The organism is Undibacterium sp. SXout7W, from assembly GCF_049339385.1.
GTDB lineage: Bacteria > Pseudomonadota > Gammaproteobacteria > Burkholderiales > Burkholderiaceae_D > Undibacterium.
Genome location: NZ_JBMPPF010000009.1, coordinates 119,747 through 141,666, shown reverse-complemented (window position 1 = coordinate 141,666; position 21,920 = coordinate 119,747). Strand labels below are relative to the sequence as shown.

Here is a 21,920-nt window from a genome sequence, read left to right as displayed (position 1 = left end):
AAAATAACGTCAGGGTTGACCTGACAGATATTGAAGCCAGCAAAACAATAACAAGACAATATATAACGGAGGGGGTGGCGATAGCGCCATCCCCTTTTTTTTTCAAGTTGGGCAAAACAAGTATGGAACACAGATTAGACCCGGAATTGGCAACGGACACGGGGGGGATGCATATCAATACCCGTCAGGCATGGCTGGCGGATGCAATAGAGCTACTCTCCTCTATGCGGTTCGCGATCAGTCTGCTGACCTTAATTGCAGTCGCATCAATTATCGGCACGGTGCTGAAGCAAAATGAACCAATGCCTAACTACATGAATCAGTTTGGCCCGTTCTGGTTCGAAATATTCAATAAATTCAGTCTGTATTCGGTATATTCAGCCTGGTGGTTTTTGTTGATTATGGGTTTTCTGGTGGTGTCGACCAGTCTGTGTGTTATCCGCAATACGCCAAAAATGCTCAAAGACATGCGTAGTTGGCGAGATAATGTCCGTGAGCAGTCGCTTCGTAACTTTCATCACAAGGCTGAGTGGCAATCAACTGGCACTCGCGCTCAACTGACGGCGCAGTTTTCCGATCATCTGGCTCGTATTGGTTACCGTTTTAAAGTTGTTGAAAAAGACCAGGCAACATTAATTGCCGCTAAGCAAGGAGCCGCAAACAAATGGGGCTATATTTTTGCGCATAGTGCGATTGTCATTATCTGTATTGGCGGCTTACTCGACTCCGAGCTGCCTATTCGTGCACAGCAATGGTTTATGGGGAAAGTGCCTTTTGATGGCAACGGTATTATTGCGAAAATCCCGCAACAACATCGCTTATCGCTGTCAAATCCTACTTTTCGCGGCAACACCATGATTCCAGAGGGGAGTAGCAGTAATACGGCAATTATTCCTCAGCAAAATGGCGTGTTAATTCAGGATTTGCCGTTTACGATCAAACTGAAAAAATTCACGATTGATTTTTACAGCACGGGTATGCCGAAATTGTTTGCGAGTGATGTAGAAGTGATTGATCACGACACCGGGAAAACTTTTTCCTCCGTCATTAAAGTCAATCAGCCATTGATCTACAAAGGGATCGCTGTTTATCAATCCAGTTTTGAGGATGGTGGCAGTCGTCTGAAGCTGACCGCATATCCGATGTCCGGAGGTCGCTCTGCATCGTTTGATATGACGGGTGAAGTAGGTGGGAATACGGCCTTAAAAGGCACAAACGGCAATGACTTTACTGTGGAGTGGTCTGGCTTCCGCCCTTTTAATGTGGAAAATATGGCACGCAATGGTGCTGATGTGCGCGCTGTCAATCCAGGTAAAACATTAAATCAGCAACTGAGCACGGATCTGGATAAGCATCTGGGTTCTGCAGCCAAAAATGCCAATAGTAAAGATCTGAAAAACGTTGGACCCAGTGTTCAGTATAAATTGCGTGATAAAACAGGTCAGGCAAGAGAATTTCACAACTATATGCAGCCGGTGTTTGTGGATGGCGACTATATGTTTTTGGCCGGTACGAGGGATTCTCCAGCGGAAGGATTCCGTTATTTGCGTATTCCTGCGGATGACGATGACAGTGTGAAAGAATGGATGCGTCTTCGTGCCGCTATCAATAATCCTGATCTACGCGACGAGGCTGCTAAACGTTATGCCGCACGGGCATTACCGTCCAATATGCCCAATGCGACACAGATGCAGAATCAGCTGATGGAGTCGGCTAAAAAGAGCTTGGGTATTTTTGCTGGAGACGGAAAACAAGCTGGTTTTGTGGCTATTTCTACATTTTTAGAGCAAATTCCTGCTGCGGATCAGGCTAAAGCCGCTGATGTATTTATGAAAATACTCAATGGCAGTATGTGGGATTTGTGGATGATTGCCCGCGAAAAAGAAGGTTTGCCAGTATTGAATCCGTCAGACAAACATGCCCGCTTCCTGCAACTGGCAACAGGTGCTTTATCCGATTCGTTTTTTTATGGTGCGCCAGTATTTTTGCAACTGAACGGGTTTGACGAAGTCAAAGCCTCTGTACTACAGATTACCCGTTCGCCCGGTAAGAACGTGGTATATCTTGGCTGCCTGTTTTTGGTGATCGGCGTGTTTGCGATGTTTTATATCCGTGAACGTCGTTTATGGATATGGGTCAAAGACGATGTACAGGGTGTGAATGCCCTGATGGCGCTGAGTTCTCAGCGCAAGACCCTTGATTTTGAAAAAGAATTTGAGCAGCTGGCGATGCAGTTAGGGCATATTGCGACCCAGAATGTGACAAATACTGCGCCTGAATCCAGACGTTCTGAACAGCCGCAAACGTAATCGACTACACTGCGGGCATATGCAGATATCCGTTTGCTAAGGAAACTATGATGGAAATGACACAAAATTACACGCCCTATCAAGGCTTTTTCAAGCGGCTGACGGTCATCGACTGGTTGTATGCCGTCGTCCTGAGTATGGCATCGTTGTTTGCGCTGAGTCAGTTTGGCGCGTATATGGATATCTACGAAAAAGGTATTTTGTTACTGGCAGCTCCAACGTTTGCATGGCTGGGATGGCATTGGAAACCGGTACGACCCTTGTTGCTCTTGCTGGCAGTATTGAGTTTTTTCGCTGTGCATTTATATGCAGGATCGCTGGAGATGGCGAACCAGAAATTTTTTCTGAAGTATTTGCTATCCAGTCAGTCTGCTATTTTATGGATGAGCACTTTATTTTTTCTGTCGACATTGTTCTATTGGGGCGGTTTGATTCTCCGTTCTGATTTCGGCTCGTCTGTCGGTTCCATACTCTGCTGGGCGGCAGTTGTCATGGGTTTTACCGGCATGTTGGTTCGTTGGTATGAGTCTTATCTGGTTGGGGTTGATGTTGGTCATATTCCTGTCTCCAATTTGTATGAAGTGTTCATTTTGTTTTCTATGATCACAGCATTGTTCTATTTGTACTACGAACAACAGTATGCAACCCGCCAGCTAGGGGCGTTTGTGCTGCTGGTCATTTCTGCTGCGATCGGATTTCTGCTCTGGTACACCGTTTCACGCGATGCGGCAGAGATTCAGCCCCTGGTGCCCGCATTACAAAGTTGGTGGATGAAAATCCATGTGCCGGCAAATTTCATTGGCTATGGTACTTTTTCATTGGCTGCGATGGTGGCATTGGCGTATTTGCTGAAGTCAAAGGGCTATCTCGCAGATCGTTTGCCATCACTCGAAGTGCTGGATGATGTCATGTACAAGGCGATTGCTGTCGGTTTTGCTTTTTTCACGATCGCGACAATCCTGGGCGCTTTGTGGGCAGCCGAAGCATGGGGTGGCTATTGGTCCTGGGATCCCAAGGAGACATGGGCGCTGATCGTCTGGCTTAACTATGCTGCATGGTTGCACATGCGCTTAATGAAGGGCTTGCGAGGTCAGGTCGCAGCCTGGTGGGCACTCGTCGGTTTGCTGGTGACGACGTTTGCTTTTCTTGGCGTGAATATGTTTTTGTCTGGCCTGCACTCTTACGGTACCTTATAAATTTTTTTCCTATTGCGTAAGGATCAGCAGACTTTAGCGACTCATGAGAAACTAATCGGCGCAAGAACAATCTCAATAGACTGTTCTTGCGCCCAGTGTTTCCATCACGGAGTCCGACATGTTGATTAAACGCAGTCCCAATGGCATTGATTTGCCTTTCCCCTCAGAGATTACTCCCCGAGCCGTATTTGAATCGCGGCGGGATTTTATTCGACAGTTAGCGTTAGGCTCGATCGCTGGCAGCGCGCTGCTGGAGATGGCAAATCGCGAGGCCTTCGCGCAAACGATAGGGGCGGCAAAATTGGTGGCAAAACCCAATCCCACCTATGCCGTGATGGAGAAAAAAACGGCCTATAAAGATGCCACCAGTTATAACAATTTCTACGAGTTCGGCACTGATAAAGCAGATCCGGCAATGACTGCGGGATCATTGAGGACGAGTCCCTGGAGCATCAGCATTGAAGGCGAGGTCAAAAAGCCGATGAGGCTTGATCTGGATAGTCTGATGAAGTTGGCTCCATTGGAAGAGCGTATCTACCGCCTTCGTTGTGTTGAGGGCTGGTCAATGGTGATTCCTTGGGTGGGTTATTCATTGTCACAGCTGATCAAAAAAGTGGAGCCAACTGGTAATGCGCGCTATATCGAATTCGTGACCTTGGACGATAAGAAGCAAATGCCGGGATTACGCAGTCCGGTATTGGAATGGCCCTATGTAGAAGGTTTGCGTATGGATGAAGCCAATCATCCATTATCTTTGTTGACGTTTGGTATGTATGGTGAGGTTCTGCCTAATCAGAATGGCGCTCCGGTGAGGATGATATTGCCATGGAAGTATGGCTTTAAATCTGCGAAATCTATCGTCAAAATCCGTTTTGTCAAAGAGCAGCCTCGTACAGCATGGAATCTGGCGGCACCGAATGAATACGGCTTTTATTCCAACGTCAATCCAAACGTGGATCACCCGCGCTGGTCACAAGCGACCGAGCGCCGTATTGGTGAAGATGGTTTGCTTGCCCGTAAGCGCAAAACCCTGATGTTTAACGGCTATAGCGAAGTAGCGTCGTTATATGCGGGGATGGATTTGAAGAAATTTTTCTGACATGCTGATGACCAATAAGCAGATAGCCAGACTGAAGCTGGCTTGTTTCATATTAGCCCTGTTACCGCTGATCAGGCTCGTCGCTGCAGTTTTTTTGGATAAACTGGGGGCAAATCCAGTCGAGTTTATTACCCGTAACACGGGTGACTGGACGCTGTATCTACTCTGTATGACTCTCGCTATCACACCACTGCGCAAGCTCTTGCATTGGCCGTGGTTAATACGCTTCAGACGCATGACGGGACTATTTACATTTTTTTATGCGATTCTCCATTTCACCACATTTTTATGGTTTGACCATTTTTTTGACTGGCAGGAAATGTGGCTGGACGTGCTGAAACGGCCATTCATTACGGTTGGTTTTACGGCATTCGTGCTGCTGATTCCACTGGCACTCACCAGTACGAATCGCATGATCAGGTTGCTGGGTGGCAAATTTTGGCAACGGCTGCATCGATTGGTATATATCGTCGCCGTACTAGGTGTGCTGCATTACACCTGGATGAAAGCCGGCAAACATGATTTTTCTCAGCCCGTATTATTTGGTCTGATCGTTGCGCTGTTGCTGATGCTCCGTTTGTGGTGGCGTTGGTTTGGTCGGGATCCGGTCGTTGTTCTGAAATAAGTCACGATGAGTTCGTTATCCGTCGAACATGGATGATGGGATCAGTGCATCAGGATATTGTTATTCAGGTATAGTCGCATCTTGTCTGGAAGGGGCGATTGTTGAATCCCCGTCCTCCCCAAAATATTGCGTATAAAACAGTTATTTATTCATGCTGCTGGAAGGCGGTGGACTTTTTTCCGGTAGCGTCAAAGGTCCTTTCTGACCGCAGGCGGATAACAACAGAACGACTGTAATGGTGGAAATCAGTGTGCGCATCATGGGAGTTGGTAACACCGTATAGAATGGCGTTTTTATGTTGTCTCTGAGGCGAGGAAGTGTAGCATGACTGAATCTGAATTCCTGACTCTGGCAGAAGCCTGTCTGCGAGAAGTTGAAGAAATATTTGAACGCGCGTTTGACAATGATGAGCTGGATGTTGAATGTAGCCGTAGTGGCAATGTGCTAACGGTAGAGTTCGTCAACAATGGCTCTAAAATCATCGTGAACAGCCAGGCACCTATGCAAGAGATGTGGCTGGCTGCACGCTCAGGCGGATTTCATTACCGCTATGATGGCAGCCACTGGTTAAACACGCGCGATGGTTCGGAGTTGTTTGCTACCTTGTCCCGCATCGCGCGCGAACAAGGTCAGTGATCAGCGGTGTTTTCTTCCTGAGTTTTCACAGGTGGTGGTGCCAGACTCGATATACCTAATCCGGGAGGGTTTTCTGCATAATAGTAGTCGCCCTCCACCGAAATAATACCGCTAGGAATCGCACGTTCCTCAATAGGAATATCTTTCAGTGCTTTTTGCATATAGCCGATCCAGATTGGCAATGCCAAACCACCACCTGTTTCTTTATTTCCCAGGTTTTTAGGCTGGTCAAATCCTATCCAGGCAATACCGACCAGTTTGGCCTGATAGCCAGCAAACCAAGCATCAAACGAATCATTTGTGGTGCCTGTTTTTCCGGCGATATCAGTCCGTTTCAGTGATAATGCCTTTGTTGCAGTACCGTAGCGCACAACGTCTTTCAACATGCTGTCCATCAAAAAGGCATTACGTTCGTCAATCACACGGTTTGATTCATCACCTGCTTTTTCAGGATTGGTCTGAACCAGAATCTTGCCATTGCTATCCGTAATTTTTGAAATCAGATAAGGGTTCACCTTATAGCCACCGTTGGCAAATACAGCATAAGCACCCGCCATTTGCAGAGGAGTCACCGCGCCAGCGCCGAGAGCCAGTGTCAGATAAGGCGGATTTTTCTCAGGGAGAAAACCAAAGCGGTTAGTGTATTCCTGACCATATTTGGCTCCTATTCTGTGCAAAATTCGAATCGAAATCATATTTTTTGACTTCGTTAAACCTTTGCGCATCGTCATCGGGCCTTCATATTTACCATCGTAATTCTTTGGCTCCCAAGCCTGTCCACCAGTCTGGCCTGCATCGAAACTGATGGGTTCGTCATTAATGATGGTGGATGGAGACAAGCCTTTTTCCAGTGAAGCTGAATAAATAAATGGCTTAAAGCTCGATCCCGGTTGGCGCCACGCTTGCGTGACGTGATTAAACTTATTCAGGTTGTAATCAAAACCGCCAACCAGCGCCCGGATGGCGCCATCGGTGGTGCTCGCCGCCACAAAGGCCGATTGCACTTCCGGCATTTGAGTAATACTCCAGTTTTTGCCATCCTGAAATACGCGGATCACCGCACCACGTTGTATACGTTTGTTGGGTAAAGCTTTGGACGATAATCCGCCGGCAGCAAAACTGAGTCCTGCTTCGTCAATCCGGATTTCTTCTCCAGAGGACAAGACCGCACGCACCAGCTTTGGTGATGCATCAAGTACCATCGCCACTTGCAGGTCATCGTTGTCAGAATGTTCGGCCAATTCGCTTTCAATCGCTTCCTCTGCCGCCTCTTTACCTTCTGGAATAGTAATGATGGCTTCTGGTCCGCGATAGCCATGCCGCTTTTCATATTCCATCACTCCTCGGCGCAACGCCAGATAGGCAGCGTCCTGGTCTGATTTTGTGATCGTGGTGTAGACATTCAGGCCACGGGTATAAGTATCTTCTTTGAACTGTTCATAGACAAGTTGGCGAGCCATTTCTGCAACGTACTCAGCGTGAATGCCAAATTCGCTACTGTCCGTTTTTGTGCGCAGCTCTTCGACTTTTGCCTGCGTAAACTGGGCTTCGGTGATGTAGCCGAGTTGTCGCATACGCTGCAAAATATATTGCTGCCGCACTGTTGCACGTTTTGGGTTCGCTACAGGATTATAGGCGGATGGTGCTTTGGGGAGGCCTGCAAGCATGGCAGCTTCCGCCACCGTGACGTCTTTTAAATTTTTACCAAAATAAATCTGAGCAGCAGAAGAAAATCCATATGCTCTTTGACCCAGATAGATCTGGTTCATGTAGACCTCCAGAATCTGATCTTTGGTCAAATTCTGTTCAATTTTCCAGGCCATTAATATTTCATAAATCTTACGCTTGAAGGTTTGCTCGCTCGACAGGAAGAAGTTACGAGCCACCTGTTGGGTGATCGTTGATGCTCCTTGCTTGGCGCCACCTGTCAGATTATGCAGAAACGCTCTGGTGATACCGAGATAATCGACCCCGCCGTGTTCATAAAAGCGATCATCTTCAATTGCCAGAACGGCTTTTTTCATGACATCCGGAATTTCATTGAAGCGCACGACATTACGACGTTCCTCACCAAATTCACCGATCAGAACATTGTCTGCCGAAAATATCCGTAGCGGCATTTTGGGACGATAACTCGTCAGAGAATCCAGTTCCGGTAAATTTGGATATGCCATTGTGAGAGCAAAACCAACAATCAGTACAACCGAAATTCCGAGACCAATCAAGCAAATACCTGCACCCGTCAGTATGCGGGTCCATATGCTCTTGTTTTTAGAAGATGGAGAGGACGGTTTGTCGCCCGTAGTATTTTTGCTGTCAGACATGGGTTTATTTTGTAACAATGGCGAGATGCATTATAGTCGCTGTCGTGTGGTCAGAGTTTATTGCCGGGAGAAACATGCTTTGGCTCGAACTAAAATCCCGTGCCTGTCGTGGATATTTGACAACATATTTAAGTAATGCTTTTTGGAAATTGCTTTACCAATAGGGGTCTTATTGCTAGCATTTCATGTAAGCTTGGATAATTGTTTTGTAAATCACGGATTTAAAAGACAATTTGCTGAAAATGTTGCTTAGGTAAGCTTGTTTCTATTGTAAAAATGCACTGATGTATTTGTAAGGGGATATTCTTGGCTTTAGATCTGGCTACATTGCTCGGCAGAAAAAACCCACCGTTGATAGGGCTGGACGTTAGCTCTTTTGATATCAAGCTGGTCGAACTCTCCGAGGGCGGAGATAAAGCATATCGTTTGGAGCGCTATGCATCGGAACCGCTGCCTAAAGGGGCGATACTCGACGGTAACATTGAGAATATCGAACAGGTATCCGAAGCGGTGCGTAGATTGGTCAAGAAAAGTGGCACGAGTGCAAAAAATGTTGCGCTCGCTATGCCTGCATCTGCCGTTATTACAAAAAAAATGATATTACCCGGCAGCCTTAGTGAGCAGGCGCTGGAAGTGCAAGTTGAATCTGAAGCCAGTCAGTATATTCCGTTCGCGATGGACGATGTCAGTCTGGATTTCTGTGTTATCGGTCCTGCGGCTAATTCCGAAGAAGATGTCGAAGTGATGCTTGCCGCGTCGCGCAAAGAAAAAATCGAAGACAGGGTCGCGGTTGTTCAAGCTGCTGGTTTGCAGGCAAAAGTTATGGATGTGGAGTCTTATGCCGCCAGAACGGCAATTCTGCGTTTAATTGACATGCAACCGAATCAAGGTCGTGACCAGATCTGTGCTGTCTTTCAAATTGGCGCCAAGCGTACTTATATTTTCATCCTGCTGAATGGCGATGTCATCTATGAGCGAGAACAGCAGTTTGGTGGCGCGCAGCTGACACAGGACATTGTTCGTAATTTTGGACTGGCGCAAGAAGAGGCGGAAATGAAGAAAAAAACCGCTGACCTTCCAGATAGCTATGAGATGGAGTTACTGGAACCCTTTCTTGAAAGCGCTGCATTGGAAGTGACCCGCGCCATACAATTTTTCTTCACATCAACACCCTATACCCGAGTTGACCAGATATTTCTGACGGGGGGGTGTGCGGTCATTCCGGGGTTGGTTGATGTAATTGCCGAGCGCACAAAGATATCGACGGCCGTTGTCAGTCCATTTAAAGGCATGGAGTTGGGATCCAGTGTGAATGAAAAGTCGCTACGTGGAGACGCTCCCGCTTATATGGTTGCTTGTGGTTTGGCAATGCGGAGATTTGACTGATGATTAAAATTAACCTTCTTCCGCACAGAGAAGAGCGCCGCAAGCAGTTAAAGAAAGACTTCTATTCGCTGTTATTACTTTCGTCCATTATTGGCGTCTTTGTTATTGTTATCGTAGGTGCTTACTATGCCAGACAGCTAGGCATACAGAATGAGCGCACGGAACTGATTAAAAAAGAAAATGCAAGACTGGACGAGAAAATTAAAGAAATTTCTACACTCAAGCAAGAAATTGATGCGCTGAAAGCACGTCAGGAAGCAGTTGAAGATTTGCAGGGCGATAGAAATCAACCTGTATTTTTGCTCGATGAGTTGGTCAAGCTGACGCCGGAAGGCGTCTATCTGAAATCATTAAAGCAGGATGGTCAGCGCGTTACACTGAACGGTTATGCGCAATCTCAGGACAGAGTCGCTGAGTTTATTCGTAATCTGGGTAATAAATCTGAATGGATGTATAAGCCTGATCTGAATGACATTCACTCTGCGGGAATTGGGCAGGGGCGGGATGCAAAAAAAGTGTCTGATTTTACGGTGAATGTCGGCATTAAACGCCCCCGGGAAAAAGATGTGGCAGCTTCTTCTGCGGCAGAAACTGCGAAGCCAGCCAAAAACGGTTTCTGATACGAGTAGGTTTTGATGAAAAAGAATTGAAAGATTAGAAATGGCAATTAACGTAAAAGATGCATTTGAATCGATTAGTGAGCAGTTTCGCGATTTAAGTGGCTTGCATCCAGGGCTGTGGCCTATTGCTCCCAGAATTGCTGCTGGTTTTGGTGTGTTGCTGATTGTCCTTTTTTTAGGATGGTTCTTTTACTGGGATGGACAAACTCAGGAAATTGAGCAGAAGCAACAAGAAGAAGTTCGTCTGAAAGATGAGTATCGCCAAAAGATACAACAGGCAATTAATCTTGATGCATTAAAAGAGCAGCGCAAACTGGTTCAGCAATATGTTGCTGCAATGGAAAAGCAATTGCCAAGTAAAGCGGAAATGGATGCGTTGTTGTCAGATATTAACCAGGCTGGTGCAGGGCGTGGCTTGCAGTTTGAATCGTTTAAGCCGGGTACGGTTGTTGTTAAGGACTACTATGCGGAGTTGCCGATCGATATTAAATTGCAAGGCAGTTATCATGATTTAGGTGAATTTGTTTCTGATATTGCCAAATTGCCACGTATTGTGACCCTCAATAATTTGGCTATTACAACAGGTAAAGACGGTACTCTGGTATTGGATGTGGTGGCAAAAACATTCCGTTACTTAGATAAAGACGAAGTTTTGGCACAGGCCAACCTGAAAAAAACGGCTAAAAAATGATAGTAGCGATAAAAAGATTCTCTTTATTAGTTCTGCCAGCATTTTTGTTAAGTGCCTGCGGTGAGCATGATGTCTCTGAAGTGCAGGATTGGATGGAAACAGTGAAAAGGGATTCTCACATAGTCATCGTGAAGCCCAGTGCTCCAAAGGTCTATATGCCTGTTCCATACAATGGAAAAAATGATATTGACCCATTTAATCCCTCTAAACTTCTGGTGGTATTGGCGAGACTCAAAGCAGAATCCAGTAGCGGTATTCATCCTGATATGGACAGGCGGCGTGAGGCTTTGGAGGCGTTTCCACTGGATACATTGAAAATGGTTGGGATCATTGAAAAAAATAATCTCAGACAGGCGCTGATACAGGTAGATAAAACCGTATATCAAGCAAAAGTAGGAAATTACATAGGTGCAAACTTTGGGCTGATTACCAAAATTGCGGATAACGAAATCGAAATAAAAGAAATTGTTCAGGATGCATCTGGCGAATGGACTGAGCGTAATACCAAGCTGGAACTGCAGGAGAGTAAAAAATGAAAGCGTTGATAAATCCAAATAAAAGGGGCGCCATGCTTGCTAAGTTCAGTTTGTTTATTTTGATGGGATTAAGTCAATTATGTCTGGCCCAGTCAAATAGCATTGAGTCTATTACTGCAAATCAACAAGGAGCAAATGTTATTGTCAGAGTAGGAATGAAAAATCCTCTGACTAAATCTCCTGTTGGTTTTTCAATTGCGAATCCTGCTCGTGTGGCATTGGATTTTGCTGACACTGCCAATGGAACAGGTAAAGCAAGCATTGATGTCAATATCGGGGATTTACGTACAGTGAACGTGATTGAAGCGACAGGGCGTTCCCGACTCGTTTTTAATCTCAATAAACCGCTTAACTATGCCACTGTCATTGAGGGAAATGCACTGATTGTGACGATTGATGCATCGGGAGGCGTTGCTACCGCTGTTAGTTCGCAGGGTCTTCCAGTTGCTGCACAAGCACCTTTGACGACTAAATTGGCATTGCGTGATATTGATTTTCGCCGAGGCGTTGGCGGTGAAGGGCGTATTGTTGTTGATTTGCCATTAAATCCGATCGCTGTTGATGTTCGTCAGCAAGGGCAAAAAATCATCGTTGATTTTCTGAAAGTGGGATTACCAGAAGTCTTAAGGCGTCGCCTTGATGTTGCCGATTTTGGATCTCCCGTTCAAACCATCACTACGACTGCAGTTGGTGAAAACGTCCGCATGGTGATTGAGCCTAAAGGACTTTGGGAACAAAGCTCTTATCAGAGTGACACACAATTTGTGGTCGAAGTAAAACCGATCAAGGAAGATCCGAATAAGCTCACGCAGGGAACTCAGGGCTATCGTGGCGAGAGGCTCTCTTTTAATTTCCAAAGCATCGAAGTCAGAGCAATTTTACAGATTATTGCCGAAGTCAGCGGCTTGAACGTGATTGCCAGCGATACCGTGACAGGAACTATTACACTGCGTCTTAAGGACGTACCTTGGGATCAGGCCTTGGATAATATTATGCAGATCAAGGGTCTTGATATGCGTAAGAACGGTACCGTTATTTGGGTCGCACCCAAAGATGAGCTGTTGACTAAAGAGAAATTAGAACTCGAACAAAAAGCGCAAATTGCAGAATTAGAGCCATTAAAAACGGAATCGTTTCAATTGAATTATCAAAAGGCAGAAGCGTTTAAGCTCGTTTTTGGTGTAGATGGTTCAAGTACCAATCGTATATTGTCCAAAAGAGGAAGTGCCGTCATTGAACCGAGAACTAATCAATTGTTTGTCACTGATATTCCATCAAAACTCGAAGAGGTAAGGAAGCTGATACAGAAGACTGATATTGCCTCAAAGCAAGTTTTGATCGAGGCTCGCATAGTAGAAGCTGATGATACCTTTAGTAAGAATTTGGGTGCAAAACTTGGTTTTGCAGACATGCGAGGTTTGCGCGGTGGGGATGTCGGATATCAATTACAGGGTAATCAACGTCTTGCTCTGACTGGTAATTATCTCGGTGTTGGTGAGCAGACTGGTCAGGCGAAGATAACGGATCAGAGTTTTATTCCAAATACGCAATTTGTAAGCTTGCCAGCTGCGGGTATCAATGGACTTAATCCAGGTAGTTTGGCAGTCAGCTTATTTTCTTCTGCTGCTAATCGATTTTTGAACCTGGAACTTTCTGCTTTGGAAGCGGACGGTAAGGGTAAAATTATCTCTAGTCCAAGAGTCGTGACGGCAGATCAATTGAAAGCCATGATTGAACAAGGAACAGAGTTGCCGTATCAAGTATCCACTTCAAGTGGGGCGACTTCAATTTTTTTCAGAAAAGCGACTTTGCGTCTGGAAGTGACGCCGCAAATTACCCCTGATGGAAATGTGATTCTTGATGTTGATGTGCACAAAGACAGTGTCGGTGTCGAAACCCGCGCTGGTTATGCGATTGATACTAAAGAAGTGAAAACGATGGTATTGGTTGAGAACGGTGGGACGGTTGTTCTTGGTGGTATTTTTCAGCAAAATGAAAGGGATAATGTGACAAAAATCCCATTTTTTGGTGATTTGCCATTGTTCGGGAATTTGTTTAAGACCACAGGTAAAACAAACGATAAAACCGAGCTGCTCATATTCATCACCCCTAAAATTGTCGCTGAACGTATGAGCACAAAGTAAATATTAGTTTATTTTTTTATAGTAAATATACAATTATACGAATTCGTTTAAAGATAGGTATTCAATTATGAAGTTACTTCGTGTCATCCTTTCGATGTTTTTGCTTGCGATACTGTCAGCTTGCGGCGGCGGCGGCGGTTCTGCTGGCAATACAAGTGGCGCTGCTTTATTTACTACAGCAGCAAAAGCAATCACCATCTCTCCTGGTGAAACCCAGATATACACCATTGGTGGTGGTGTGCCGGGTTACAGCGCCAATAGTAATAGTAGTGCTGCTCTTGTCAGCGTTAACGGTAAGACACTCACAATTACTGGCGGCGGCGGCGGTAGCGCGACAGTCACTGTCAAGGATGGTGCTGGTGCGGTTGTAACGATTGATGTGACTGTGGGTTCTGGTATTACTCTGTACACCACGGCACCAAGTGCTGTTACTGTCGCGGTTGGTGCCACTTCGTCTGTATATCAGATCGGCGGTGGTAGTCAGGTATATGCGGTATCAAGTAGCAACAGTCAAATTGCAACTGTTGGCGTGAGCGGGAACAGGTTTGTGATTACTGGTGTTACTGGTGGTAAAGCAACGGTAAGTGTAAAAGATAGTATTGGCGGCTCAGTCAGTATTGATGTCGTGGTCGGAACTAGTGATGATCTCTTCACTACAGCCGCAACAGACATCACTCTGGCAGTTGGTGCTGCAAATACCTTTACTGTTGGTGGTGGAACAACAACTTATTCAGCTTCCAGCAGCAATACCGCTGCCGCAACAGCAAAAATTGTAGGTAACAATCTGATTATTACTGGTGTTGATATAGGTAAAGCAACAGTGGTTGTGCGTGATACTGCAAAAGGTTCTGTGACCATCAATGTTACTGTCGGTGGTGGTGTTGTACCAGATTTGTTTACTACAGCGACTAACCCACTCGTGGTTGCACCTTCGACTTCGCCTACTTTTACTATTGGTGGAGGTAAAGCACCATATTCTGCAAGTAGTAGTAATGCTGCGGTAGCGGCGGTTCAGGTAAGCGGTAATACATTGACGGTAAAAGGCTTGATTGTTGGCGCGGCCAAAGTTGTTGTTACAGATTCTGTCGGTAAACAGCTCTCGATCGATGTCACTGTTGGTACTGGCTCTAGTCTTGCGTTATTTACTACCGCACCTTCCTCTATTACTGTTTCCATTGGCTCTACCGTGCCTTATTCTGTTGGAGGCGGTGTTGCTCCTTACACTGTCACAAGTAGTAATGTTGGTGTGGCAACTGTAACAAATAGTGGTACTGATTTTTCAGTGACCGGTGTTTCTGCTGGTAATGCGCAAGTTGTGATTACAGATGCAACAGGTAAAGTCATTTCAGTGAGTGTTTCCGTTGCCTCCACTGCTTCTGCTGCATTGACCGCATCTCCAAATGGTGCAACTGGAAGTGTCGGTGATACGCTGGTATTCCGTCTTTCCGGAGGTACTCCTGGCTATACCGTTACAAACAACAATTCTAATATTGCGACGGTGAGTCCTACTTCCGTTGCAGCAGGTGGAACCTTTACTGCAAAATTGTTGAATGCGGGCACGACGGCTATTACAGTTGCAGATACTCAAGGTCAGACCATTCGATTTGATATTGTTGCCAACCAAGGTAATGCCTCGTTGTTACGTATGTCGCCTAGCGTCTTTAGTGTCAGTGAGTTGTATGCTGGCAAAGTGGATTTGTCTATCTATGGTGGTACTGGGCCTTATACTGCCTACTCCAGCGATACCCGTTCAGCACCAGTATCTGTTTCTGGTAGCGTATTTACGGTAAGTGCAGTAGCAGCTGGAACAAGGTGTTTTATTCCTACAACACCTCTTGCCTCATATGTAGTCACACTGACAGTGGTGGATAGCTTGGGAGCATCAACATCGTCAACAATGAATATTGCGGATAATAATGTTCCTTGTCCTTAATTGAAAATAAAAAAACATATTCATCTGAATATGTAAGTTGAAGTTTATTTGTGTCGAATATTTTTTTAGTAGGCCTGATGGGGTCCGGCAAAACTACGGTTGGCCGGGCCCTGGCGAAAAAGCTGCATAAGCGCTTTATTGATTCTGATCACGAGATAGAGGCACGAACAGGTGTCTCTATTCCTGTCATTTTTGAAATTGAAGGAGAAGCCAGCTTCCGGCAACGTGAGGCTGAGACAATCGCCGAGTTAACTGCATTGGACGATGTAGTGCTGGCGACTGGTGGAGGCGCGATCCTGAATGAAAAGAGTCGCCAATATCTGCATGAACGTGGCACGGTGATATACCTACGTGCAGGTATTAACAGCATATTGCAAAGGACTCGCAACGATAAAAACAGACCTTTGCTCAGGACTGTTGATCCCCGTAAAAAGCTTGAAGAACTTGAAGTTCAGCGTCATCCCTTATATCAGGAAGTCGCCCATCTGGTGATTGAGACCGGGCGTCCGAATGTTCAATTTTTAGTTCAAACCATTCTGGATAAACTCGCTCCGGCAAGTTCGCCCCAGCATGTTCACAGTACGAATACAGATATGCAATCTTCTGGTAGTAGTTTCAGGCATGATCTTCGTGTGGATTTAGGTGCACGTAGTTACCCTATCACCATCGGTACTGATTTGCTGAGTGATCAAGTTTTGTTGCAAGATCAAATCAAGGGGCAGCGAGTGGCAATTGTCACAAATACTGTTGTTGCTCCTCTTTATCTTGCCACCTTAGAAAAAACCTTACGATCTATTGGTAAAGATGTCGTCTCTGTTATTTTGCCAGACGGTGAAGAACACAAAGAATGGTCGAATCTGATGGTGATTTTCGACGTCTTGCTGGAAAAGAAATGTGATCGTAAAACTACTTTGGTCGCACTCGGTGGCGGTGTGATCGGTGATATGACTGGTTTTGCGGCATCGGCCTATATGCGCGGTGTTCCATTTGTTCAGGTGCCGACGACATTGTTGTCTCAGGTTGACTCTTCTGTCGGTGGTAAAACAGGCATCAATCATCCCTTGGGGAAGAATATGATTGGTGCTTTTTATCAGCCAGAGGCAGTGCTAGCCGATATTTCCAGTCTGTCGACATTACCTGACAATGAGCTTTCTGCTGGATTGGCGGAGGTGATCAAGCACGGAGCGATCATTGATCCTGCGTTTTTTGATTGGATCGAAGCGAATATCACTCAGTTGAGAGCGAAAGACACGCATGCTTTGTCCTATGCAATACAGCGCTCCTGTGAAATTAAGGCAGATATCGTGCGTCAGGACGAGCGAGAAGGTGGTTTGAGGGCGATTCTTAATTTTGGTCACACCTTCGGGCATGCAATTGAGTCAGGACTTGGTTACGGCAAATGGCTGCATGGAGAAGCGGTGGGATGTGGCATGGTGATGGCGGCTGATCTGTCGTATCGTCTTGGTTATATTGATTATGTTGCCAGAACCAGAATCAAGCAGCTGGTAGAGGCGGCGGGTCTGCCTTCTGTTGCGCCTGATCTTGGAGAGCAGCGCTGGCTTGATCTGATGGAAGTGGACAAAAAAAATGAAGGTGGCCAGATCAAGTTTATTCTGTTGAAGCCATTGGGGACTGCCCATATCACAACGGTACCAAAAGAAATTCTTCTGCAAACTTTGCGTCATTGTATTTTACAATAAGGCGATGTTCACAGACACTCATCTGGCACCCTACGCCGCCCAATCTGCAACGTCGAGAGGGCGGCGTTTTATTGAGCCAGCTTCTACTTCTCGCAGTGTATTTCAACGTGATCGAGACCGTATTATTCACAGCACAGCGTTCAGGCGACTGGAATATAAAACGCAGGTATTTGTGAATCATGAAGGTGATTTATTTCGTACTCGTTTGACGCACAGTCTTGAGGTCGCACAGATTGCCCGTTCTATCGCCCGTAATCTGCGGCTGAACGAGGATCTGGTAGAGGCAATTTCACTTGCGCACGATCTTGGGCATACACCATTTGGCCATGCAGGTCAGGATGCATTAAATGCCTGTATGCAGGACTATGGTGGCTTTGAGCATAATCTGCAAAGCTTACGTGTGGTTGATCAATTAGAAGAACGCTATGGTGCGTTTGATGGGTTGAATTTAAGCTTTGAAACCCGGGAAGGAATACTCAAGCATTGCTCTGTCACGAATGCGCAGTTGTTGGGCGATGTGGGTCAGCGGTTTTTGGAGAAAAAGCAGCCTGGACTGGAGGCACAACTGACTAATCTTGCTGACGAGATCGCTTACAACAATCACGACATTGACGACGGCTTACGGTCAGGCTTGTTGCTTGAATCTCAATTGCTTGAGTTAGAGTTTTATTCAGTGCACAGAGCCAGTGTAGATGCTGCTTATCCAGGGATTACCGGGCGCCGCGCTATATCAGAAACCATACGCCGCATGATCAATGCGTTGATCGTAGATTTGATCCAGACTTCCAGTAAACGCATTGCGGACCATGCACCAGCATCTATTGATGATGTGCGCAGAATGCCAAAAATGATTGCCTTTTCTGAGCAGATGCATGGACATGCAACAATCCTTAAGCAGTTTTTGCATCATCATTTATATCGTCATTATCTTGTCAATCGCATGACATCAAAAGCGAGGCGTATCGTTTCTGAATTATTTCATGCCATGTTTTCAGAGCCGATTCTCCTGCCACCAGATTATCAGGTACTTCAGGCGGCATCAGAAGAAGAGCGCGTTTTAAAGCAGGCGCGCAAGATAGCCGATTACATTGCGGGCATGACTGATCGTTACGCTGTCAGGGAGCATCGTCGCTTATTCGCGGTGAATGAAATTTAGTGAATCTGATATCTCGTTCTTATTTTTATATTGTGGAGTTTATTATGTTGCAAATTGCATCCCGTCGTATGTGTCTGGCCAAGGCTTTGCAAGCCTGCTTGATGGCGACCAGCTTGCTGGTACCTGTATTGCCTGCACATGCCTTGTCATTTGCTGATCTCAGTAACCAAGATGCCAGTTCAGGCTTGAAAGCTGCCCTTGATAAAGGTGCCAGTGCAGCAACGTCAAAGCTCGGAGTAGAAAATGGTTTTCTGAATAATGAAAAGGTCAAAATACAGTTACCTTCAATATTGGAACAGGCACGTCCGATTTTGAAAATGACAGGCAAGGGGGCTCAGCTTGATGAACTTGTTGTGTCTATGAATCGTGCCGCAGAAGCAGCAGTGCCAATGGCTAAACCTTTGCTGTTGAATGCAGTGAAGTCGATGACGCTGACAGACGCCAAAAATATTCTGACTGGAGGAGAAACATCGGTCACTGAATTTTTTAAAGAAAAAACCAGCGCTCCCTTATCGCAGCAATTTTTGCCATTAGTAAAAGGCGTGACAGACAAAGCGGGTTTATCGGCAAAATATAATGCTGTGATGGGACAGGCGCAGAAATTCGGTGCTGTTTCGGAGAAGGAGGCGACGGTAGAAGGTTATGTAACTCAGCGTGCATTGGATGGCTTGTTTTTGATGATTGCAGAAGAGGAAAAAGCGATACGCCAAGACCCTATCGGATCCGGTAGCAAAGTGATCGGTAAAGTGTTTGGTTTATTGAAATAGTTGCCAGTCAATCGTTTTCTTTTTTTCTGGCTGATGTGTTCAGAAAAGTAGAAGATTGTCAGTCATGCTGAGACAACTGGATGTCGGTTCTCCATGTATTCAATAAAAAAGGTAGCTTTGCTACCTTTTTTATTGATGCGTCCCGGTTTATTTTCTGAGTAGTACTTGATGAGGAAATAGCTCTTATGTGTCAACGATACAGTCGATACCGTGGATATATTTTATATTGCCGAAAAGTCGTATCGTGAGAGCGGTGAAGTGAGCAATGATGCCGCTTGGTGTGTGTTTTTTTAAGAAAGATGTCAGCTTTGGTATGAAAATATTTTGATGATTCGATGAAAATATTTTTCTCCTCATCCGGGGCTCAATGATGGCCCCCTGCTTAATCCTAATGCCAGTATCGTATTTAACATTTATTCATAAAAATATCGATGTATGCATGCCTCATCACGCATTCTGCGTAGTAACACTTAAGTAGCTAATGTTGCATTGCAAAGCGAAATTTCTGGTAATTTGTAGGGGTAGTACGACTAATTGTTCAAATATCAGATTACAAATCAATAAACAGGAGACGGACATGTCATACAAAATGAAAACCTTGGTTGCATCGGTATTATTGGGTTGGGCGGTAGCAGGTAGTGCTGCAGAGCCAATCAAGATCGGCGTTTCAGGCCCATTAACGGGCGGCTCAGCACCTATGGGTGTTTCCATGCGCGATGGTGTGAAGCTGGCAGTGAGCGAAATTAATGCGAAAGGCGGCGTGCTAGGTCGCCAATTTCAACTCGTTGAACGTGATGACGAGGCAAAAAATGAGCGTGGTGTGCAAGTTGCTCAAGAATTGATCAATAAAGAAAAAGTAGTGGCAACAGTTGGCTATGCCAACACAGGCGTTGCCCTGGCGGCTCAGCGTTTTTATCAGGAAGCCAAAATTCCTGTCATGAATAATATCGCTACCGGTACTGCGATCACCAAGCAGTTCGTTGCACCAGAACACAAAGATAACTACATCTTCCGTATTGCGGCCAGCGATACGATTCAATCTGCGATGATTGTGGAAGAAGCGATCGGTAAGCATAAATTTACCAAAGTGGCGATTCTTGCTGACTCCACCAATTACGGACAATTAGGCCGTGAAGATTTGGAAAAAGCACTGACAGCCAAAGGCATCAAACCAGTTGCCGTAGAAAAATTCAATATCAAAGATGTGGATATGACGGCGCAATTGCTGAAAGCCAAACAAGGCGGCGCACAAGCGATTCTGACTTACGGTATCGGCCCAGAATTGGCGCAGATCGCCAATGGTATGGAAAAGCTCGGCTGGAAAGTACCGATGATCGGTAGCTGGACATTGTCGATGGGTAACTTCCTCGACAACGCTGGTAAAAATGGCGATGGCGCACGTATGCCACAGACATTTATCCAGGAAGCAACGACACCAAAGCGTAAGGCTTTTATCGATGCCTACCAAAAGGCTTACAAAGTTGATCGTATTCCTTCCCCAGTTTCTGCAGCACAAGGATATGACTCCATTTATGTTCTTGCCGCAGCGATTAAACAGGCTGGTACCACCGATGGTGCCAAGGTTCGCGAAGCACTCGAAAATCTGTCTGAAAAAGTGGATGGCGTTGTAACGACTTACAACAAACCATTTACGCATGACGATCACGAAGCGATCAAAACTGGTATTCCAGTCATGGGCGAAGCTAAGGGCGGCCATATCGTTCAGTCTAAATAAGACATCGTCTTTTAGCTGTCATCAGAGTCAGATCGTCGGATATTGCAGACAGGTCTGACTCGTTTCTCTGTACCGCACCATCAGGATTGCGTCCCATATTGATATAGCGCAGCTATATCAATATGCCTCTGTACGCGTCTTGTACGGTGCTCTCCATTAGGTAAATAAAAATGGAAATTCTATTACAGTTAGTGTTCAGTGGTGTCGCACTTGGCATGATCTACGCGGTCATTGCATTTGGATATCAACTAACCTTTGCGACTTCCGGCACCCTGAATTTCGGCCAGGGCGAGTCACTGATGTTGGGCGCGCTGGTTGGCCTGAGTGTGGTCGGTAATATTCATGGTGGTCCTTACATGAATTACTGGCTGATGATTCCTATCGTCATCGTCTTCGGTGGCTTGCAAGGGATGTTCGTCGAATGGATCGGTGTACGTCCGGCGATTAAAATCAAATCAGAGTTCGGCTGGATTATGTCCACGATTGCGCTCGCAATTATTTTTAAAAATGTTGCTGAAAATATCTGGGGTAAAGACGATCTGACTTTCCCATCTCCGCTATCTGCTGCACCGTTTCAGATTTTCGGTGCCAATGTACAGGCGATGCAAGTCGTTGTCGTCGTTGGTGCATTGGCGATCATGCTGGCAGTGGAATTATTCAATCGCAAATCGATTTACGGTAAAGCCGTGGTGGCAACCTCGAATGACCGCGATGCTGCTGGCCTGATGGGTATCAATACCAGCCTCGTGATTACCTTTTCTTATGCCTTATCTTCAGCCACTGCCGCGTTTGCAGGCGTGCTGGTGGCACCGTTGACGCTGACTGGCGCGACAATGGGTTCTGCACTGGGTCTGAAGGCGTTTGCTGTTGCGATTATCGGTGGCCTGACTTCTGGCGTCGGTGCGATTGTCGGCGGACTGATTTTGGGCGTGGCTGAAACACTGACCGGTTTCTATATCTCGACAGGGTACAAAGAAGTACCTGGCCTGGTGTTGCTGTTGCTGGTGCTGGCATTTAAACCTGCTGGTCTGTTCGGCAAAGCCGCCATCAAAAAGGTATAAGG

Annotated in this window: 18 protein-coding genes; 16 read left to right on the top strand and 2 right to left on the bottom strand. The window is 45.9% G+C overall.

All coding sequences use genetic code 11. From position 1 onward, the window contains the following. The first annotated feature begins 122 nt into the window (after positions 1-122). The 4 genes from ACO0LB_RS10820 (at position 123) to ACO0LB_RS10805 (ending at position 5,229) form a co-directional block, all read left to right on the top strand. The gene (locus ACO0LB_RS10820) at positions 123-2,309 is read left to right on the top strand and encodes a cytochrome c biogenesis protein ResB (RefSeq protein ID WP_423049110.1); all 2,187 of its coding nucleotides are present in this window, start codon (positions 123-125) and stop codon (positions 2,307-2,309) included. Between the two features lie 47 nt (positions 2,310-2,356). Beyond that, the gene (gene ccsB, locus ACO0LB_RS10815; protein WP_423049109.1) at positions 2,357-3,505 is read left to right on the top strand and encodes a c-type cytochrome biogenesis protein CcsB; all 1,149 of its coding nucleotides are present in this window, start codon (positions 2,357-2,359) and stop codon (positions 3,503-3,505) included. A gap of 118 nt (positions 3,506-3,623) precedes the next feature. Next, complete coding sequence (gene msrP, locus ACO0LB_RS10810) at positions 3,624-4,604, top strand: protein-methionine-sulfoxide reductase catalytic subunit MsrP (protein WP_423049108.1); 981 nt, start codon at positions 3,624-3,626, stop codon at positions 4,602-4,604. Between the two features lie 7 nt (positions 4,605-4,611). Further along, positions 4,612-5,229: a sulfite oxidase heme-binding subunit YedZ gene (locus tag ACO0LB_RS10805; RefSeq protein ID WP_423049107.1), complete on the top strand. Its 618-nt coding sequence runs from the start codon at positions 4,612-4,614 to the stop codon at positions 5,227-5,229. Between the two features lie 141 nt (positions 5,230-5,370). Here ACO0LB_RS10805 and lptM read toward each other — a convergent pair whose 3' ends face one another. Further along, positions 5,371-5,487 carry an LPS translocon maturation chaperone LptM gene (gene lptM / locus ACO0LB_RS10800; protein WP_423049143.1) on the bottom strand — a complete coding sequence of 39 codons (117 nt, stop codon included), beginning with the start codon at positions 5,485-5,487 and terminating at the stop codon, positions 5,371-5,373. Between the two features lie 66 nt (positions 5,488-5,553). On the opposite strand from lptM, the gene cyaY reads away from it, so the two are divergent. Next, positions 5,554-5,865 carry an iron donor protein CyaY gene (gene cyaY / locus ACO0LB_RS10795; protein ID WP_423049106.1) on the top strand — a complete coding sequence of 104 codons (312 nt, stop codon included), beginning with the start codon at positions 5,554-5,556 and terminating at the stop codon, positions 5,863-5,865. Here cyaY and ACO0LB_RS10790 read toward each other — a convergent pair. After that, the gene (locus ACO0LB_RS10790) at positions 5,859-8,189 is read right to left on the bottom strand and encodes a penicillin-binding protein 1A (protein ID WP_423049105.1); all 2,331 of its coding nucleotides are present in this window, start codon (positions 8,187-8,189) and stop codon (positions 5,859-5,861) included. The two genes, cyaY and ACO0LB_RS10790, sit on opposite strands and share 7 nt — an antisense overlap. Before the next feature lie 306 nt (positions 8,190-8,495). On the opposite strand from ACO0LB_RS10790, the gene ACO0LB_RS10785 reads away from it, so the two are divergent. The 11 genes from ACO0LB_RS10785 to ACO0LB_RS10735 all read left to right on the top strand — a co-directional run bounded on the left by ACO0LB_RS10785 (position 8,496) and on the right by ACO0LB_RS10735 (position 21,918). Further along, entirely contained in the window at positions 8,496-9,575 is a 1,080-nt protein-coding gene (locus ACO0LB_RS10785) for a pilus assembly protein PilM (RefSeq protein ID WP_423049104.1), read from the top strand. Next, on the top strand, positions 9,575-10,195 hold the full coding sequence (locus ACO0LB_RS10780) for a PilN domain-containing protein (protein ID WP_423049103.1): 621 nt from the start codon (positions 9,575-9,577) through the stop codon (positions 10,193-10,195). The genes ACO0LB_RS10785 and ACO0LB_RS10780 overlap by 1 nt, the downstream gene beginning before the upstream one ends. Positions 10,196-10,235: 40 nt before the next feature. Further along, positions 10,236-10,886 carry a type 4a pilus biogenesis protein PilO gene (locus ACO0LB_RS10775; RefSeq protein ID WP_423049102.1) on the top strand — a complete coding sequence of 217 codons (651 nt, stop codon included), beginning with the start codon at positions 10,236-10,238 and terminating at the stop codon, positions 10,884-10,886. Beyond that, the gene (locus ACO0LB_RS10770) at positions 10,883-11,422 is read left to right on the top strand and encodes a pilus assembly protein PilP (protein ID WP_423049101.1); all 540 of its coding nucleotides are present in this window, start codon (positions 10,883-10,885) and stop codon (positions 11,420-11,422) included. The genes ACO0LB_RS10775 and ACO0LB_RS10770 overlap by 4 nt, the downstream gene beginning before the upstream one ends. Before the next feature lie 32 nt (positions 11,423-11,454). Continuing rightward, a complete protein-coding gene (gene pilQ, locus ACO0LB_RS10765; protein WP_423049142.1) occupies positions 11,455-13,566 on the top strand; it encodes a type IV pilus secretin PilQ in 2,112 nt (703 codons plus the stop codon). A 67-nt stretch (positions 13,567-13,633) separates the two neighbouring features. Next, positions 13,634-15,499, top strand: coding sequence for a hypothetical protein (locus ACO0LB_RS10760; RefSeq protein WP_423049100.1), 1,866 nt, complete (start codon positions 13,634-13,636; stop codon positions 15,497-15,499). Between the two features lie 77 nt (positions 15,500-15,576). After that, positions 15,577-17,199 carry a bifunctional shikimate kinase/3-dehydroquinate synthase AroKB gene (gene aroKB / locus ACO0LB_RS10755; RefSeq protein ID WP_423049099.1) on the top strand — a complete coding sequence of 541 codons (1,623 nt, stop codon included), beginning with the start codon at positions 15,577-15,579 and terminating at the stop codon, positions 17,197-17,199. 4 nt (positions 17,200-17,203) lie between these two features. Beyond that, complete coding sequence (locus ACO0LB_RS10750; protein WP_423049098.1) at positions 17,204-18,355, top strand: deoxyguanosinetriphosphate triphosphohydrolase; 1,152 nt, start codon at positions 17,204-17,206, stop codon at positions 18,353-18,355. 101 nt (positions 18,356-18,456) lie between these two features. Continuing rightward, positions 18,457-19,122, top strand: a complete 666-nt coding sequence (locus ACO0LB_RS10745; protein ID WP_423049141.1) for a DUF4197 domain-containing protein — start codon at positions 18,457-18,459, stop codon at positions 19,120-19,122. 577 nt (positions 19,123-19,699) lie between these two features. Beyond that, positions 19,700-20,857, top strand: a complete 1,158-nt coding sequence (locus tag ACO0LB_RS10740) for an ABC transporter substrate-binding protein (protein WP_423049097.1) — start codon at positions 19,700-19,702, stop codon at positions 20,855-20,857. A gap of 170 nt (positions 20,858-21,027) precedes the next feature. Then, positions 21,028-21,918, top strand: coding sequence for a branched-chain amino acid ABC transporter permease (locus ACO0LB_RS10735; protein WP_423049096.1), 891 nt, complete (start codon positions 21,028-21,030; stop codon positions 21,916-21,918). Positions 21,919-21,920: the final 2 nt, after the last annotated feature.